At 58.2% G+C, this 16,200-nt stretch carries 12 protein-coding genes; 10 read left to right on the top strand and 2 right to left on the bottom strand.

Annotation, left to right across the window (positions count from 1 at the left end):
* The first annotated feature begins 94 nt into the window (after positions 1 to 94).
* From RMR16_RS22810 to RMR16_RS22765, 10 genes are all read left to right on the top strand, one after another.
* Positions 95 to 691, top strand: coding sequence for a TetR/AcrR family transcriptional regulator (locus RMR16_RS22810; protein ID WP_320197892.1), 597 nt, complete (start codon positions 95 to 97; stop codon positions 689 to 691).
* 453 nt (positions 692 to 1,144) lie between these two features.
* Positions 1,145 to 1,918, top strand: a complete 774-nt coding sequence (locus RMR16_RS22805) for an aspartate/glutamate racemase family protein (protein WP_320197891.1) — start codon at positions 1,145 to 1,147, stop codon at positions 1,916 to 1,918.
* A 19-nt stretch (positions 1,919 to 1,937) separates the two neighbouring features.
* A complete protein-coding gene (locus tag RMR16_RS22800) occupies positions 1,938 to 2,867 on the top strand; it encodes an ABC transporter permease (protein WP_320197890.1) in 930 nt (309 codons plus the stop codon).
* On the top strand, positions 2,867 to 3,670 hold the full coding sequence (locus tag RMR16_RS22795) for an ABC transporter permease (RefSeq protein WP_320197889.1): 804 nt from the start codon (positions 2,867 to 2,869) through the stop codon (positions 3,668 to 3,670). Before RMR16_RS22800 ends, RMR16_RS22795 begins: the two co-directional genes overlap by 1 nt.
* Positions 3,671 to 3,733: 63 nt before the next feature.
* Positions 3,734 to 4,837 carry an ABC transporter substrate-binding protein gene (locus tag RMR16_RS22790; RefSeq protein ID WP_320197888.1) on the top strand — a complete coding sequence of 368 codons (1,104 nt, stop codon included), beginning with the start codon at positions 3,734 to 3,736 and terminating at the stop codon, positions 4,835 to 4,837.
* 73 nt (positions 4,838 to 4,910) lie between these two features.
* Positions 4,911 to 5,969, top strand: a complete 1,059-nt coding sequence (locus RMR16_RS22785; RefSeq protein WP_320197887.1) for an ABC transporter ATP-binding protein — start codon at positions 4,911 to 4,913, stop codon at positions 5,967 to 5,969.
* A 102-nt stretch (positions 5,970 to 6,071) separates the two neighbouring features.
* Positions 6,072 to 7,613, top strand: coding sequence for a hydantoinase/oxoprolinase family protein (locus tag RMR16_RS22780; protein ID WP_320197886.1), 1,542 nt, complete (start codon positions 6,072 to 6,074; stop codon positions 7,611 to 7,613).
* Between the two features lie 11 nt (positions 7,614 to 7,624).
* Complete coding sequence (locus RMR16_RS22775; RefSeq protein ID WP_320197885.1) at positions 7,625 to 8,713, top strand: DUF917 domain-containing protein; 1,089 nt, start codon at positions 7,625 to 7,627, stop codon at positions 8,711 to 8,713.
* Position 8,714: 1 nt separating this feature from the next.
* The gene (locus RMR16_RS22770; protein WP_320197884.1) at positions 8,715 to 9,803 is read left to right on the top strand and encodes a DUF917 domain-containing protein; all 1,089 of its coding nucleotides are present in this window, start codon (positions 8,715 to 8,717) and stop codon (positions 9,801 to 9,803) included.
* A 23-nt stretch (positions 9,804 to 9,826) separates the two neighbouring features.
* On the top strand, positions 9,827 to 12,616 hold the full coding sequence (locus tag RMR16_RS22765; protein ID WP_320197883.1) for a LuxR C-terminal-related transcriptional regulator: 2,790 nt from the start codon (positions 9,827 to 9,829) through the stop codon (positions 12,614 to 12,616).
* Between the two features lie 386 nt (positions 12,617 to 13,002).
* Here the strand turns inward: RMR16_RS22765 and RMR16_RS22760 are convergent, their stop codons facing one another.
* Together RMR16_RS22760 and RMR16_RS22755 are read right to left on the bottom strand one after the other, a co-directional pair.
* Positions 13,003 to 14,622 carry a GMC family oxidoreductase gene (locus RMR16_RS22760; protein WP_320198012.1) on the bottom strand — a complete coding sequence of 540 codons (1,620 nt, stop codon included), beginning with the start codon at positions 14,620 to 14,622 and terminating at the stop codon, positions 13,003 to 13,005.
* A gap of 2 nt (positions 14,623 to 14,624) precedes the next feature.
* Positions 14,625 to 16,154, bottom strand: coding sequence for an FGGY-family carbohydrate kinase (locus tag RMR16_RS22755; RefSeq protein ID WP_320197882.1), 1,530 nt, complete (start codon positions 16,152 to 16,154; stop codon positions 14,625 to 14,627).
* Between the last annotated feature and the right edge of the window lie 46 nt (positions 16,155 to 16,200).

Genomic DNA, 16,200 nt, shown 5'->3' with positions numbered 1-16,200 from the left:
CGTTCTCTTCTTGACCAGCGATCCAAACAAATTAGATTGCGACCTAACTCTATTTGCAATATAGATGTCAATCGAAATCTAATTGGAGATCATCATGAGAGTGAGCCGCGCACAGGCTGAAGAAAATCGGGACAGGGTGATCGATGTCGCGAGCCGCCTATTTCGTGAGCATGGCTTCGATGGCATTGGACTGAAGGACCTGATGAAAGGTGCCGGCCTGACCCAAGGTGGGTTTTACAAACAGTTTGCGTCGAAAGACGACCTCGCAGCACTCGCATCCAGGCGGGCGATGGAAAGCGCAACGCGCAGATGGTCTGCTGCTGCTTCAGACAATGACGATGCGCTTGAAGCTGTGATGGCGTTCTATTTATCGACAGACCACATGGGCGAAAAGGCGGAAGGCTGCCCTTTGGTGGCGTTGGGATCGGACGCTGCACGGCAAAACGCAGAGGTCAGGCGCCCGTTCGAGGATGGCGTGCGGGCTCATTTCGAGGTGCTTGAGGAACTGGTGGGCGGTGCCAAAACCTCCGATGCCAGTAGCAAGGCGATGGCGATACTGTCCCTCATGGTTGGCGCGGTTACGCTCTCCCGGATCATGGAAGACGAGGACCTGTCGCAAGCCATTCTCGATGCAGCTACCGGCCAAGTCAGGCGCATTGCCGGAGAGCATACGAGCAAGACTCCGAGTTAACGGCGGGCAAGGTCGCATCGCTGTAGATTGGAAAGCGGATCCAGACGTTATCGAACAGACAGCATGTCTTTCAAATCGAACCGGACCACTCTGTTGGCCGCGGCATGTCAATTTTTGAAGCAAATACGGGTGAAAAGCATGCGTCCGTTGATTTTCACTCCCACAATTGATCTCGATCGTCATGTCTGAGCATCAGGACTGCTCGCAAAGTCGTCTTTGAACTTGATTCATTTCGGCTCATTTTTGGGATGCCACCGTTGCGTATAATTTCATCAATTCATTATTTCGCATACACTTTGAGCAGACACGCCTGTTCGAAAGTATAGGTTCACGATTGTTTTTGTCTGAGGACTACCCATCCGAAACAGTGGGCACCCTATTCGCCGTTGCCCTTTTGTTGGGGGAAAAGGTAGTGCACCGTTAGCCACCAAGACATACGGGACGAGGTGGGGAATGAAGCCGAATACGATTTGCGTCCGCGTGATTTCACCCATTGTGACCAAAGGGTTTCGCAAACTGGCGGACCTTAAGGCTCTCGAATATCCGGGTCTTACGCTTTCCCATGTCGAGATCGCCACAGGTCCCGGTTCGATTGAAAGCGAATTCGAAGCCGCTATTTCCGTGCCTGGCACACTGATCGAGGTCAGAAAAGCTGACAGGGATGGTGTTGATGCGGTGATTATAGACTGCATGGGCGACCCAGGTGTTAGGCCAGCACGTGAAATCACGGATATGGTTGTCGTCGGCCCGGCACAGACTGGAATGCACATTGCCGCCATGCTCGGTCACAAATTTTCCGTCATCACGGTCATGCGGCGCTTAAAGCCATCCTTCGAGAATACAGCAGCTCTTTGCGGTCTTTCCACCAAGCTGGCGTCAGTGCGTAGCGTCGATATTCCCGTTCTCGCTCTGGAAGAGGATTTGGAAGAAACGCTGCGCCGGTTGATTGAGGAAGGCCGCAAGGCCGTCGAGGAGGATGGGGCAGAAGCGCTTGTCTTCGGCTGTACAGGGTTGATGGGGTGCGCTGCCGGGTTGCGGGCCGGTCTTCTCGCTCAAGGAATAGACGTTCCCGTCATTGATCCGATACCCACCGCAATTTTCATTGCCGCAGGCTTGGTCCGTGCGGGTCTCTCGCAGAGCAAAACGACCTACCCGGAACCACCGGAAAAACTATTGATCGGTTACGACTCGCTGCATGATGCCATGCTGCCGTGTGCAACTGAATAATAACGAACGGGATCAGGATATGGCAGCCAGCGCAATGACCAACACAGCGGAAAGGAGCACAGTGCCTGTTGGCGCCAGGCTTAGAGACCGCCTGTTTTCCGGTAGCCTCTTCTGGTTGCTGGTCCTTCCAGCGTTCCTGTTCTTCACTGTCTTTTTCGTCGTACCCACCGCATCGCTTTTCGCACTCGCCTTCAACAAATCCACAGCGGGCGTTATCAGCCTTTCAAGCGTCATCACATTCGACAATTTCGTGCGCATCTTCACACGCTCGATCTACTACGAGTCGATCTTGCGCTCCGTCGGCATTGCCGCGGTCGTCTCGCTTGTGTGCCTCGTCTTCGGTTATCCACTCGCTTATGTCATTGCCAAGACCGTCAGCCCCGGCCGCAACGCGCTTTTGATGATCCTCGTGCTATCGTCCATGCAACTCGACATGGTGATCAGGCTCTATGGGCTTATGGTCCTGCTTGGCGACAACGGCCTCATCAATGGAGGTCTCATCAAGCTGGGCATCATCTCAGCACCGCTGCCGTTGATGTACAACACCTTCGGCGTCGTGGTCGGCCTTGTGCAGATTACCCTACCGTTTATGGTTCTGTCGCTGATCGGCATCATCAAGTCCATCCACCCTTCGCTCGAAGAAGCCGCCCGATCACTGGGGGCATCCCGTGCGAAGGCGTTTTCCTCGATTGTGCTGCCTCTCTCCATGCCCGGAATCCTCGCAGGAACTCTGCTCGTCTTCGCGCTTGCCATCTCATCCTACGTTGTTCCCGCGCTGATGGGAGGATGGAAGGTCATGGTCATGCCGATCCACATCTATCAGCAGGTCGCGGAAACAGGACGTTGGCAGTTCGGCGCTGCTATTGCCGTCGTTCTTTTCGTCTCCAGCCTCATGGCAATAGCTGTCTACCAGCGCGTCGCGATGCGCACTACGGGAGGACGCAGCTGATGCGCGACGAACCAGCCATTCCGTTGATCTTCAGGGTCATATCGCTTCTAACGCTCACCATTCTGCTTGTGCCTGTTGTCATCGTGGTGCTGGCAGGGCTGAATTCTGGAGACTATCTGACGTTTCCACCGCAGGGCTTTTCACTGCGATGGGTTTATGCCTTCCTGACGTCACCAACATTCCTGTCGGCTTATGGTGTCTCTTTTCTCGTCGCTGCGATCTCGACAGCGATATCCACAGTGCTCGGCACCATGGCAGCCCTCTTCCTGTCTCGCGCGTCCGGCACTTTGGTTGGAATGTTGCGGGCATTTTTCATGATGCCGATCGTGCTTCCGGGCGTGGTCCTCGGCCTCGCGCTCTACGTTTTTTATGTCACCAGCGGCATTGGCTTGGCACGCAGCCTGACCGGTCTCGTCATCGGCCACGTCATCGTCACCTGCCCGTTCGTGATCGCGACAGTCACCGCATCCCTCGTCGGATTCGACCGCAGTTTGGAAGAGGCGGCCCGTTCGCTCGGTGCCTCACCGTTCACGGCCTTCCGGCTGATAACGCTGAAAATCATTGCGCCAGCCATTTCGGCAGGGACGATCTTCGCCTTCATTATCTCTTTCGGCCAGTTCGAGGTGACATTGTTTCTATCCTCGCCAAACCTCCAGACGCTGCCGATGACGATGTATGTGGCGCTTCGCTACGCTTTTGAGCCGACAGCCGCAGCAGCTGGCATCTTCGCGATCCTCCTGGTGGTTGTCTCGATGATTGCGACCTCGAAACTCGTCAATCTGAAACGCATCTTCGGCGGTTGAAAGACCGCCAGAGACTGGAACGCCTGTGCCGCATCCATAAGTTTAAAAAAGGGGAACATGGACATGACTGGAAAGACATTCGATCCCAATCGCCGCAAACTTCTGAAACTGGGTGCCGCAGCAGCCACCCTGCCGCTGTTCAACATCAATCACGCCTTCTCGAAGGATGTGACCTATGACGGCTCCGTCTTCGACGCCGGCGGTGCGGTGCTGCGCATCGGTGAATGGGGTGGCCCATGGGGTGAACTCGTTCACAAATACCTGCTCACGGACTTTGCCAAGGATTTCAACTGCAAGATCGAATACGATTCCACCTGGCCGTGGTTCCCGAAATTCGTGGCGAACGGCCCGCAGAAGCCACCGCTCGACGTGACCAACTGGAACCTGCCGGAAATGTTCAAGACCGCGGCAGCGGGTGATTTCTTCCACACGATCGAAGAAATCCTTCCGAACCTTCCCAACGGCAAGAACCTCTGGCCATTTGCAACATCAAACGGTGTCGGCGTGACCTGGGCGTTCAACCAGTATGTCCATGCCTACCGCACCGACCTCGTCAATCCGCCGCCGACCAGTTTCAAGGATATGTGGAAGCCGGAATTTGCCGGCAAGCGCGGAACCTACATCACCTCCAACACTTTGCAGATGGACTTCTTCCTCGTTGCCTGTAGCCTGTTCGGCAAGGATCAGTATGATCTGAAGGCCGGTTACGAAGCGATGCGTGCATTGATGCCCGCCAAGATTTCAGACTTCACCGGCAACATGCAGACGCTGATGGACCGTGGCGAGGTGATCATCGCCGTGCAGAGCGACGCCGAACCCATGCAGGCGCACGACAAAGGCGCGCCTTTCGCTGTGATGTACTGGAAAGAGTTGCAGCCGATCCTGACGCAGACATACACAATCAGCCGCTACTCCGAGCCTACGCAAAAAAAACTGGCCTACGCGTTGCTGAACCGTGCGCTGGAACCGTCCTTCATGACCAATATGGGCAAGGAATTCTATCTGCGTCCAACCGTATCGAATGCCGTTTTACCCGACAATCTTACGAAGGCCGGGATCATCAACAGTGCGGACGCCATCAAGGATTTCTGGCTGCCCGACTGGAAGGCCTATCTGGAGAACGAAGACGAGATCGTCGAGACTGTGAACGAAATCTTCGCAGGCTGAGCAAGACAGACAAAGTAACAGGCAGCCGCGTAACGCGGCCGCCTGCCAACGGTCACACGGGAAATGTAGAGCGATGTCGGATATCCAGTTAAAAAATCTCGTCAAATCATATGGCAGCACCATTGCTGTTGCAGGCATAGATTTGCACATCAAGCAGGGGGAATTCTTTTCCCTGCTTGGTCCGTCCGGCTGCGGCAAGTCAACGACCCTGCGCATGATTGCAGGCTTCATACGTCCGAGTGCAGGCCAGATTCTGATCGGCTCGGACGATGTCACACGGCTGCCACCGGAAAAGCGTGATATCGGCATCGTGTTCCAGAACTACGCGATCTTTCCCCACATGAACGTCGCCGAAAACATCGGTTTCGGCCTCAAACTTCGGAAAAAATCACCCGCCGAGATCGATAAGGCCGTGGCCTTCGCATTGGGCCAGGTTGGTCTCGTCGGCTATGAAAACCGCTACCAACGCCAGCTTTCCGGAGGCGAGCAGCAGCGCGTTGCACTGGCGCGCGTGCTGGTGACCGAACCACGCATTCTTCTGCTGGACGAGCCCCTTTCGGCGCTCGACAAGGCTTTGCGCGAGGAAATGAAGTACTGGATCAAGGATTTGCAGAAAAAGCTCGGCATCACCACGGTCTATGTCACACACGATCAGGATGAGGCGCTGACCATGTCCGACCGTATCGGCGTGATGCAGAAAGCCCGTGTCGAACAGGTTGGAACGCCGCAGGAAATTTATGAACGCCCGAAGACGCTGTTCGTCACCACCTTCATCGGCCAGTCGAATGTGATCGACGTCACCGTCAAAGGACGGGACGGCGAGCGCATGAGTGTCGGTTTCGCGGACTTCACCGCGCTGACCCGTGCGCCATCGGCTGATATTGCCACAGGAACCAACGTCAAGCTGGTCGTGCGCCCGGAAAATGTGATCGTGGGTGACGCTGGTACCGGCCTGCCGGCAACCGTGATTTCCGAAACCTATCAGGGAGCGCTGGTCCGCTACCGGCTCTCCATCGGCACCAAGGAGATCATCGCCGAGCGACAAAACCAGTCCCATGTGGAACGGCTTTCGCCCGGACAGGCGGTTGGCGTGACCTGGGACCCGGAAAGATCGGAGGCATTGATGGCCTAAGGGCCGCAATCGCCGAAACCAACCATTGATGCGAGAACGCAGCGTTTGGGCACATGCCCGCGCAACGACCTTGCATTGTCTAAAGACAAGTCAGGAGAAGAGATGCGTATAGGGATTGACGTGGGTGGCACCAACACGGACGCTGCCTTGATGGACGGAGCGGCCGTTCTTGGTGCTTGCAAAAGCCCGACGACAGCGGATGTCGGCTCCGGCATCGTCGCGGTCATGAAGAAACTGCTGGCCATGACGGGGGTGTCGGTCTCGCAAATTCAGGCTGTGATGATTGGCACCACCCATTTCACCAATGCCGTCGTGGAGCGCAAACGCCTGCTTGAAGTTGCAGCCATCAGGCTTGGTCTGCCCGCAACCAAGGGGCTGCCACCCCTGACCGACTGGCCGAAAGACCTTGCAGATACGCTCGGTCGTCACACATTTATGCTGCACGGCGGTCATGAATTCGATGGCCGCAAGATAGCGCCGCTTGACGAAAAAGGATTGATGGACGTTGCGCGCATCATCCGTGAGCGCGGCCTGACGACCGCTGCCGTGACCTCGGTATTTTCGCCAGTGACACCGGAAATGGAGCTTCGCGCCGCTGAAATCCTGCGAGAAGAAGTGCCCGGCATCGCTCTTTCGCTCAGTCATGAAATCGGTCGCGTCGGTTTCCTGGAGCGTGAAAACGCCTCGATCATGAACGCGTCGCTGGCCGATCTGTCTAAAAAGGTTGTGTCGTCCTTCCGCGAGGCCCTTCAGGAACTGTCGATCACAGCACCGTTCTACGTCAGCCAGAACGATGGAACGCTGATGGCACCCGATTATGTCGAACGTTATCCGGTGCTAACCTTCGCCTCGGGACCAACCAACTCCATGCGCGGCGCGGCCCTGCTGGCTGGCGAGAAAGAGGCCATGGTGGTCGATATCGGCGGAACGACGTCCGATGTGGGGATGTTGATGCAGGGCTTTCCGCGTGAATCCGCGGTTGCAGTCGATATTGGCGGTGTTCGCACCAACTTCCGCATGCCTGACGTGCTGGCAATCGGCCTTGGCGGTGGCTCCCTGGTGCGCGATGACGGCACCCGTATCGGCCCCGATTCCGTCGGCTATGAAATCACGTCTAAAGCAATGGTATTCGGCGGGGATACCCTGACCACCACGGACATCGTCGTGGCAGCCGGGCTGGAGGATATCGGTGACCGGTCACGCGTTGCCCATATTCCCGCCAGCACCATAGAAGCGGCACTTGCCACCATGCACCGGATGGTGGACGAAGCGGTCGATCGTATGAAGACAAGCGCCGATCCGCTTCCCGTCATCCTCGTTGGCGGTGGCTCCATTCTCGTTTCGCGTGATCTGCCGTCGGCCTCAAAGGTTATCAGACCTGAAAACGCGTCCGTCGCAAACGCCATCGGCGCAGCCATCGCCCAGGTCGGGGGAGAGGTTGATCGTATCTTCTCCCTGGAAGGCACATCGCGCGACATCGTCCTGGCCGGGGCCAAGGCGGAGGCTTCGGAGCGCGCAGTCAAGGCCGGCGCCGATCCGGCATCCGTCAAGATCATGGATATCGAAGAGGTTCCGCTCGCTTATCTGCCGGGCAGTGCCACGCGTATCCGCGTCAAGGCGGTCGGCGACCTGGTGATTGGCTGAGGAACCTCAAGATGAAACTCACACGCGAACATCTGGCCGATCTGGCCGTAGGCGCCGCTTTTCTCGGCACGGGTGGCGGAGGCGACCCCTATGTCGGTCGGCTGATGGTGCAGCAGTGCCTTGATGAAGGCTGTGAGGTCGAATTGATCGACCCGCAGGATATACCCGACAATAGCCTCGTCATTCCCACTGCCATGATGGGCGCTCCGACTGTGCTGGTGGAAAAGATACCGTCCGGAGAGGAAGCCATTGCCTCGCTCCACCGGTTGGAAAAACGGCTCGATAGAAAAGCCGATTTTACGATGCCGATCGAGATCGGCGGCATCAACTCCACCATTCCCTTGGTCGTTGGCGCTAGGCTTGGCCTGCCCATTGTCGATGCCGACGGAATGGGTCGCGCTTTCCCCTATCTCGAAATGGAAACCTTCGGCGTCTATGGCATTTCCGGCTCACCAATGGTGGTCAGCAACGAATGGGGTGATACCGCTCTGATCGAGGCTGTCGACAACCGCCAGATGGAGTGGCTGTCGCGGGCCGTTGCGATGCGGATGGGTGGCTGCGCCTATATCGCCGAATATTCGATGAGCGGTGCCGAGGTGAAACGAACCGCCATTCCCAACACGCTGACGCTTGCCATTCGTATCGGAGAGGTGCTGCGCAAGGCGCATGACGAGCACCGTAATCCCATAGAGGCTCTGCTCGGTTTTCTGCCATCGACACTCTATCGTTATGGCCGCATCATCTTTTCCGGCAAGATCATCGACGTCATGCGCGAAACGCGGGCTGGTTTCACCATGGGACGAGCGCGGATCGATGGCATTGCCCCTTTTTCCTCGCAGATGGACATCGAAATCCAGAACGAGAACCTGATTGCCCGTGTCGACGGCAAGGTGAAAGCCATCGTGCCGGACCTGATCTGCATCATGAACACTGAAACCGCAGAACCGATCACCAACGAAAACCTGCGCTATGGCCAGCGGGTAACCGTAGTTGCGGTCTCTGTGCCAGAGATCATGCGCACGCCCGAAGCACTCGCTGTTTTCGGCCCCTCCTGCTTCGGACTGAAAGAACCTTTTACCTCGATAGAGGAGATCGATTGAAATGAACATCATAACGGATCAGGATATCGACGACCTTGCTATCGGTGCGGCCCTGCTGGGCACAGGCGGCGGTGGCGACCCCTATATCGGCAAGTTGCTCGCCAAGGCGGCTATCGAAAAATACGGCCCCGTCTATCTGGTTCCTCTGGATGATGTCCCTGACGAGATAGCCATCGTCGCCTGTGGCGCGATGGGGGCACCGACGATCCTCATCGAGAAAATTCCCTCCGGCGAGGAAGGCGACCTCGCACTCGATAGCTACGAGGATCACACCGACATCGATGTTGATGCGCTCATTCCCTTCGAGGCAGGCGGTATCAACTCGATGGTCCCGATCATCATGGCCGCCAGAAAGCGCATACCGGTCATCGACGCCGATGGAATGGGAAGGGCGTTTCCGCAGCTCGAAATGGAAACATTCAATGTCTATGGCGTTCCGGCCAGTCCGGTCGCCATCGCCGACGAGCGCGGCAACTGCGTGCTGATCGAGACCAAGGATGCCGCAAAGGCGGAGTGGCTGGCACGCGGCGTGACGATCCGCATGGGTGGACAGGCCTATATCGTCAATTACGGCATGGACGGCAAAACAGCGAAGCGGGTTTCCGTGCCCGCCACCATGTCGCTCGCCATCGGCATCGGCCGCACGTTGCGCGAGGCAGCCAACAAGCATCACGACCCCGTCGCAGCACTCATCGCATTTTTTGCCGGGACGCATTACGGCCATGCCGAGATCATCGCATCCGGCAAAGTCATCGATGTGGAACGCAAAGAGGAAAACGGTTGGTCGGTGGGTATCGCGACGATAGAACCGTTCGATCCATCGAAACCAATGGTGAAAATCCGTATCCAGAACGAAAATTTGGTGGCGGAAGAAGACGGCGGCAAGGTGCTCGCCATCGTACCAGATCTGATCTCCGTGTTGGATTTAGACACGGCAGAAGCCATCACGACGGAACGCCTTCGCTATGGCCAGCGCGTCAACGTACTCGCGGTCAGGGTGCCGCCGATCATGCGCACGCCGGAAGCGCTTGCGGTATTCGGCCCCTCCGCCTTCGGCCTTCCCCATAGCTACAGACCCTTGGGGGCTTGACGGATGAAGCACATCGGGAACTGATGGAGACAAAGGCAGGTTCTGCCCTGCCGTCAAAACAGAGCAAGCCGATGACAAACCCTGCTGCGCACGAAAAGGCGGCCTATGTTGAGAGTGGTGTCGAAAGCGCCAGAGCGAGCTTGCGCTTTCGACCGCCGCGCATGTTGTTCAACAGCATAGAGCGTCCTTACCTTCTGTCGAAACTTATGGACGGGTTGGCACGCCAGATCGTGGTTTTGCGCGCGCCGCCGGGCTTTGGCAAGACGGCGCTGATGAAGGCCGCCTATGATCGAATCCTTGCCGGAACGCTGCGTCTTCCGGGCGGGCGTGAAACATCTACCATACACTGCTCCTGGCTGAGTTTGTCCGCGCTGGAATCAGTGCAGGATTTCGTCGTTGATCTGCAGCGGGCGCTGGCTCTTCCTCAGATCACAGGCCAAGGCAATGCTTTGCTGGAAACGATGGAAACGGTCGGTCGGCGCAATGGCGTGACACTTCTCTTTCTCGACAATGTCGATGCAGCCGGGCAACAACGGCTTTTGGAACAGATGATGCTGTCCGCCCCCGACAATCTGTGCATCGCATGCGCAACCTTCCTGCCAGCACCGATACCGCTTGCGCGGTTAAAAGCACGCGGCACGCTGAGCGAAATCACCGCAAGCGAAATGGTTTTCGGGCGGTCCGAACTCCAAAGGCTGCTGTCTCGTTCATCGACGGCAGCGTCTATCGATCATCTCATGCAGGTCACGCGCGGTTGGCCAGCGCTGGCGCAACTTGCCGCAGGGATCCCAACTGCCACGCTTTTGCGGGAAGACCAAAGGCCACTTTTGACCGAGCGGCACGCGGACATCGCGGGTTTCGTGCATGAAACGATCATCGACCAATTATCGCCTGCCCTGTACGATACGCTCCAGAAAATGGCGGGCTTTGACGAGTTTCGTCTGGATCTGGCAACCGACCTCGGCGCGGAGCCGCTATCGCCCGACGATCTTGCCGTTCTCGAGGCGCTCAACCCTGTCATTGAGCGAAGTGCCAGCGGTTGGCTTTCACTTCACCCCGTCCTGCGCGCCTGTCTCAACAAGGATATAGCAACCGCGCAGGAAGACGACCGCCACGCCCTGCACCGGCGTGCCGCCACATGGTTTGCAACCCGCGGCTTTCTGGAAAAGGCCGTTTCTCATGCGGCCCAAAGCGGTGACTTCCGCATGGCCGAAGAGATCATCGATCACGCGGGCGGCGTCGATATCTTTCTGCGTGCCGGACACAAGGTGCTGGAACACCTGATCGATAACTTTCCTCCAGAGGTTCTGCATTCCTCTCCTCGCCTTGTCGTGTGTTATGCTGTCGTCCTTTCCAAGCGTGGAAACGCCACGGCCGGAAGGGAGCGACTGGACCTACTGAAAGAAAACAACGACTGGTCTGACGCGGCACTGGCAGCCGTCAACCGCGACGTCCTGGATCACATTGACAGTTTGATTGATGTCTACGTGGATCGTCGGTTAGACGCTGTTCACGCCCGACATCTGGAACAGGTTTCTGCGACGCTACCACCCCATGAAACGTGGGAACTGGCCTGGATTCACAATCACCTGTGCATCGTCTACACGCGGCTCGGTGAGCTTGAAGCCGCCAGACGTTCTGCGCTCAAGGCACTCAGCTACTATCGTGAAGAGAAGGCGGTTTACGCGCAAGTGTTCATGCTGGTGCACCTTGGGCTTGTCGGCTCGCTCAGCGGCGAGTTCTCAGCCGCGTTACAATTTTGCAGGGAAGCGGAAGCGCTGGTCGAAAGCGCGCACTGGACCGATAGAAACCTTCTGGCCATCGCGCGACTTGCTTCCGCCGACGTGCTCTACCATCAAGGCGAGGTCCACCTCGTCGAAAAAATGCTGAGCGAATGCGTCGAGCCTCTCGTGCGTGGCGAAAGCTGGGTAGACCTGTTCACACGGCTTTTCTCGCTTCTGGCGCGCAGCCGCTTGCATGTAAGCGGTTTCGATACCGCAATTGCAGCCATCGACAAAGCCGAAGAGGTGGCCGTTGAAAGGGCGATGCCGCGATTGAAAATTGCCGCCGGTATCATGCGCGTCGATCTTCTTGTCCGGGTCGGCATGATCGAGTCGGCAGTACAGGCCAGTGAAAAGGTGGCGGCCTTGAAGGCCAGAACCGAGCCGGATGACTGGACTTGGAGGGAGGCTTACGACTACGAGATCGCTGCGGCACGCCTGGCACTTGCTCTTGGACACGCGCAAACGGCACTCGAAACACTCATTGAATTGATCGCCGCAAGCACCGGCTCCGGACGGGGTTATCATCGGCTGGTTGCGGAAGTCTTGGGCGTGCGCGCGGCATGGAAAGCGGGCAAGCAGCAGCAAGCGCTTTCATATCTGCAATCGGCAATCGCACTGGCTCGCGTTCACGAAGTCACACAAATGTTCATTGATGAAGGTCAGGAGTTTTCAACCACTTTACGGGCAATCGTCCGCCGTTTCGGACTGAAAGCCTTCAGTGTCGATGCCGTAGAGTTCTTGAGCCGCATCGCGGGCCATGGCTTTGGCCGCCAACCAAAGACCCCGATCAATGTTCGCTCAGCACACAATGCGAAAGGGCCTTCAGGCGGGCTTCTCAGCGGTAGGGAGACAACGGTGTTGAAGCTGTTGACGGACGGCTGTAGCAATAAGGAAATCGCTCGCACACTCAAACTTTCGGAGGCCACCGTTAAGTTTCACCTGAAGAATATTTACACCAAATTGGGCGTTAGCCGACGGACAATGGCCGTGTCGGTGGGCCGACATCTGAATTTGACTCAGGGTGAGTAAAAAACGGATTAGGCGTCTGGTGAAAAGATGGTGATCCGCAGGCGATCCAGGGGATGTCCGTTCCACCACGGGTACCGATGCGGACATTAAGGCCTGCTTCGCGAACGAGAACCACACCACCGACCATATCCCCCATGGTGGTGAGTTTTTGCAGATGGCCATCGAATGTGCCACGGCTGCAAAGACGAGCGAGATGGAGCGGAACGACCACAGGAGCCTCTGTTTTCTGCCAAGGACCGCAGAAGCACAGGATGCCAGTGGTTGAGATAGACCCTCGCCTTTCATGCTCGCCTGAGACTGGAGCATGGCAAGTCAAAAAAGGGCTCAATGCAAGATGGCAATCAACACTCATTAAAAGAACAGGCTGGACGGCCTTGGATTGGCTCTCAGCCTCCAGTTAAAATCAAATTGGCCGCCTTTTCCGCGATCATGATCACCGGCGAATTGGTATTGCCCGAAACAATCGTCGGCATGATCGAGGCATCGACCACCCGCAATTTCGAAAGTCCGTGCACCCGCAACTGCGGATCGACCACAGCCATCGTGTCGCTGCCCATCTTGCAGGTGCCGACCGGATGGAAGATCGTCGTGGCGATATCGCCGACGCGGCGGATCAGGTCCTCGTCGCTCTGATACTCCGTGCCCGGCAGCATTTCCTGCGGCCGGAATTTTCGGATCGCACCAGCATCCATCAGGCGGCGGGCGTGACGGATCGAATTGGTCGCAACGATCCGGTCGCCTGCGGTCGAAAGATAGTTCGGCCGGATATCGGGGGCTGCGGCAAGCTCCGGTCTGGCGACATGCACTGTGCCCCTGCTTTCCGGCCGCAGGTTGCAGACGGAAACGGTCACGGCGGGATATCGATGCAGCGGCTCACCGAGCCGGTCGGTGCTCAAGGGCTGCACGTGATATTCCAGATCGGCAGTTGCCACCGCCGGATCGCTCTTGGCAAAGATACCGAGCTGGCTCGGCGCCATCGACAGGGGACCGGACCGGCGCAGCATATATTCGAGCCCCATGCCCGCCCGGGTGAACAGGTTGTGATAGAGCTGGTTCAGGGTCTTTGCGCCCTCGATGCGAAACACCGTGCGGATTTGCAGATGATCCTGCAGGTTCTCGCCGACGCCCGGAAGATCATGGGCAACGTTCAATCCGGCAGCCGCAAGCACCTCGGGACGGCCGACCCCGGAAAGCTCCAGGATTTTCGGCGAATTGATCGCCCCGGCAGACAGCACGACTTCACGGTTGGCGTGGGCAACATGAATCTGCCCGTTCAGCCGGAAGCGCACGCCGGTCACCGCCCGACCGTCGAATTCCAGCCGCTCGGTCTCGGCTCCGGTCAGCACGCGCAGATTGCCCCGCTTCATCGCCGGGCGCAGGAAGGCCTTGGTGGTGTTCCAGCGCAGTCCTCCGCGCTGGTTGACCTCGAAATAACCCGAGCCTTCATTGTCGCCATCGTTGAAATCATCGGTCTTGCGGATGCCAAGCTCTTCGGCCGCATCGCGAAAGGCGTCGAGGATCGGCCAGGACAGCCGCTGTTTTTCCACCCGCCACTCGCCGCCCGCGCCATGCATGCGCGACTTTCCGCGATAATTGTCCTCGGACTTCAGGAAATAGGGCAGAACATCGTCCCAGCCCCAGCCGGAATTGCCCGCCTGCCGCCAGCCGTCATAATCCGCCGCCTGCCCGCGCATATAGATCATGCCGTTGATCGACGAGCAGCCGCCAAGCACCTTGCCGCGCGGATAGGGCAAGGACCGGCCGTTCAGCCCGGCTTCGGCTGCCGTCTTCATCATCCAGTCGGTGCGCGGATTGCCCATGCAATAGAGATAGCCGATCGGCACATGCACCCAGTGATACCGGTCGGTGCCGCCGGCTTCGAGCAAAAGCACGCGGTTCTTCGGATCGACCGAGAGCCGGTTGGCGAGAACGCACCCCGCAGAACCGGCGCCGACGACGATGAAATCGTAACGCCCCGCATCGATCACAGCATCATTCAAACGCATGGTCACGCCGCCACTCCTGCAACAATGGGCTGCACCGCCGTCAGACGCCGCCACAGCGGCGCCATCGCTTCGGCAATATCGTTATAGAGAGCGTAGCGCCTGGAATAATGCGCCTCAAGCGAGACGTTCGGACGATAATGCCGCTCGGTCTGCACCATGGCGGCAGCACCGGCAGCGAAATCGGCGAAGATGCCGACGCCGGTTCCCGCCGCGATCGCGGCCCCCAGCGCGCCGGTCTCGCGCGAGCGGGCGACGGTGACGGGAACGCCGAGCACATCGGCAAAAATCTGCGGCCAGATCAGGCTGCGCGACCCGCCGCCCGACAGCACGGCTTCGTTGAATATCGCACCCGACTTGCGGATCGTCTCGACATGCGCTCGGTGGCCGAAGGCAACGCCTTCCAGCAGCGCCCGGACGAGATGCTTCTTGGTGTGCCAGCCGGCAATGCCATAGAACCCGGCGCGCGCATGGCCGTCCTGCTGGGCGCCGTAGAGATAGGGATGGTAGAGCGGATCGTCTGCCGAGGGCTCGACTGCGCCTGCCAGCGCGCAAGCGGCATCAAACGGCGAAACCCCTTCCTTGTGCGCGCCTTCAAAAAATTCCTTAACCAGCCATTCGAGATTGGTGGCCGAGGTCGCACTGTTTTCCATCGCCATATAGCGGCTGCGATCGAAGGTCGAGGACATGAACACTGGTCCGTCGAGATCGGGACGGTCGATGATCACCTGGTTGATGCTCCATGTCCCGGCGATGATCGAGGCACTGCCGGTGCGCGTCACGCCCGAGCCGAGCGCGGAAGCGACGACATCGAACAGCCCGCCAACCACCGGTGTGCCGGCGGCAAGCCCGGTCTGCCTGGCAACCTCTTCCGTCACGGTGCCGGCAATATCGGCGCTTTCGATCAGCGGCGGCAGAAGGTGCATGCAGTCTCCAAGGCCATAGGCCTCCATCAGCGTCTGGTCGTAGCGGCGCGCGGCAAGATCGAGCAGCCCGGCGCCGGACATGTCCGACACTTCGCTGACGTGCGCGCCGGTCAGGCGGTTGACGATGAAATCCTTGGAAAAGAATACCGTGCCGATGCGGCTGAACTGCTCCGGCCGATGACGTTTCAGCCAAGCCAGCAGGGTCGGCGTCTGTGATGGCCACGGACGCTGGCGGGCAATCGGATAGGTCCGCTCGCCGACGCCCGATCCGCGCCATTCCTCGACCAGACCGGCCGCCCGCGTATCGATCGACTGGATACCAAGCAGCGGAGCCCCATCGCGATCCAGCGCATAGAGACCGTTGCCATGCCCGGCGCAACCAATCGCGGCAATCTGCTCCGGCTGGATCTTCGCCTTTTCGATGCACGCGCGAATAACCTGCCGCGCATTGTTCCAGAGCTCGTCCAAACCACGCTCGACATGCCCCGGGCTCGGCATGCGGCTATGCCCCTCTTCCGAAGCAGCCGCGATTTCGTTGCCTGCCTCGTCGAAAATCACCGCCTTGATGACAGTGTTTCCGGCATCGAGCCCCAAAAGATAGTGTTTCATTCTGAACCCCTCCCAAGGCTCTGACAGTTTTGCGGTTCCCGGCCGA

Source organism: Agrobacterium sp. rho-13.3, from assembly GCF_033957765.2.
Taxonomy (GTDB): Bacteria; Pseudomonadota; Alphaproteobacteria; order Rhizobiales; family Rhizobiaceae; genus Agrobacterium.
This window is presented reverse-complemented; position numbering and strand designations above follow the sequence as displayed.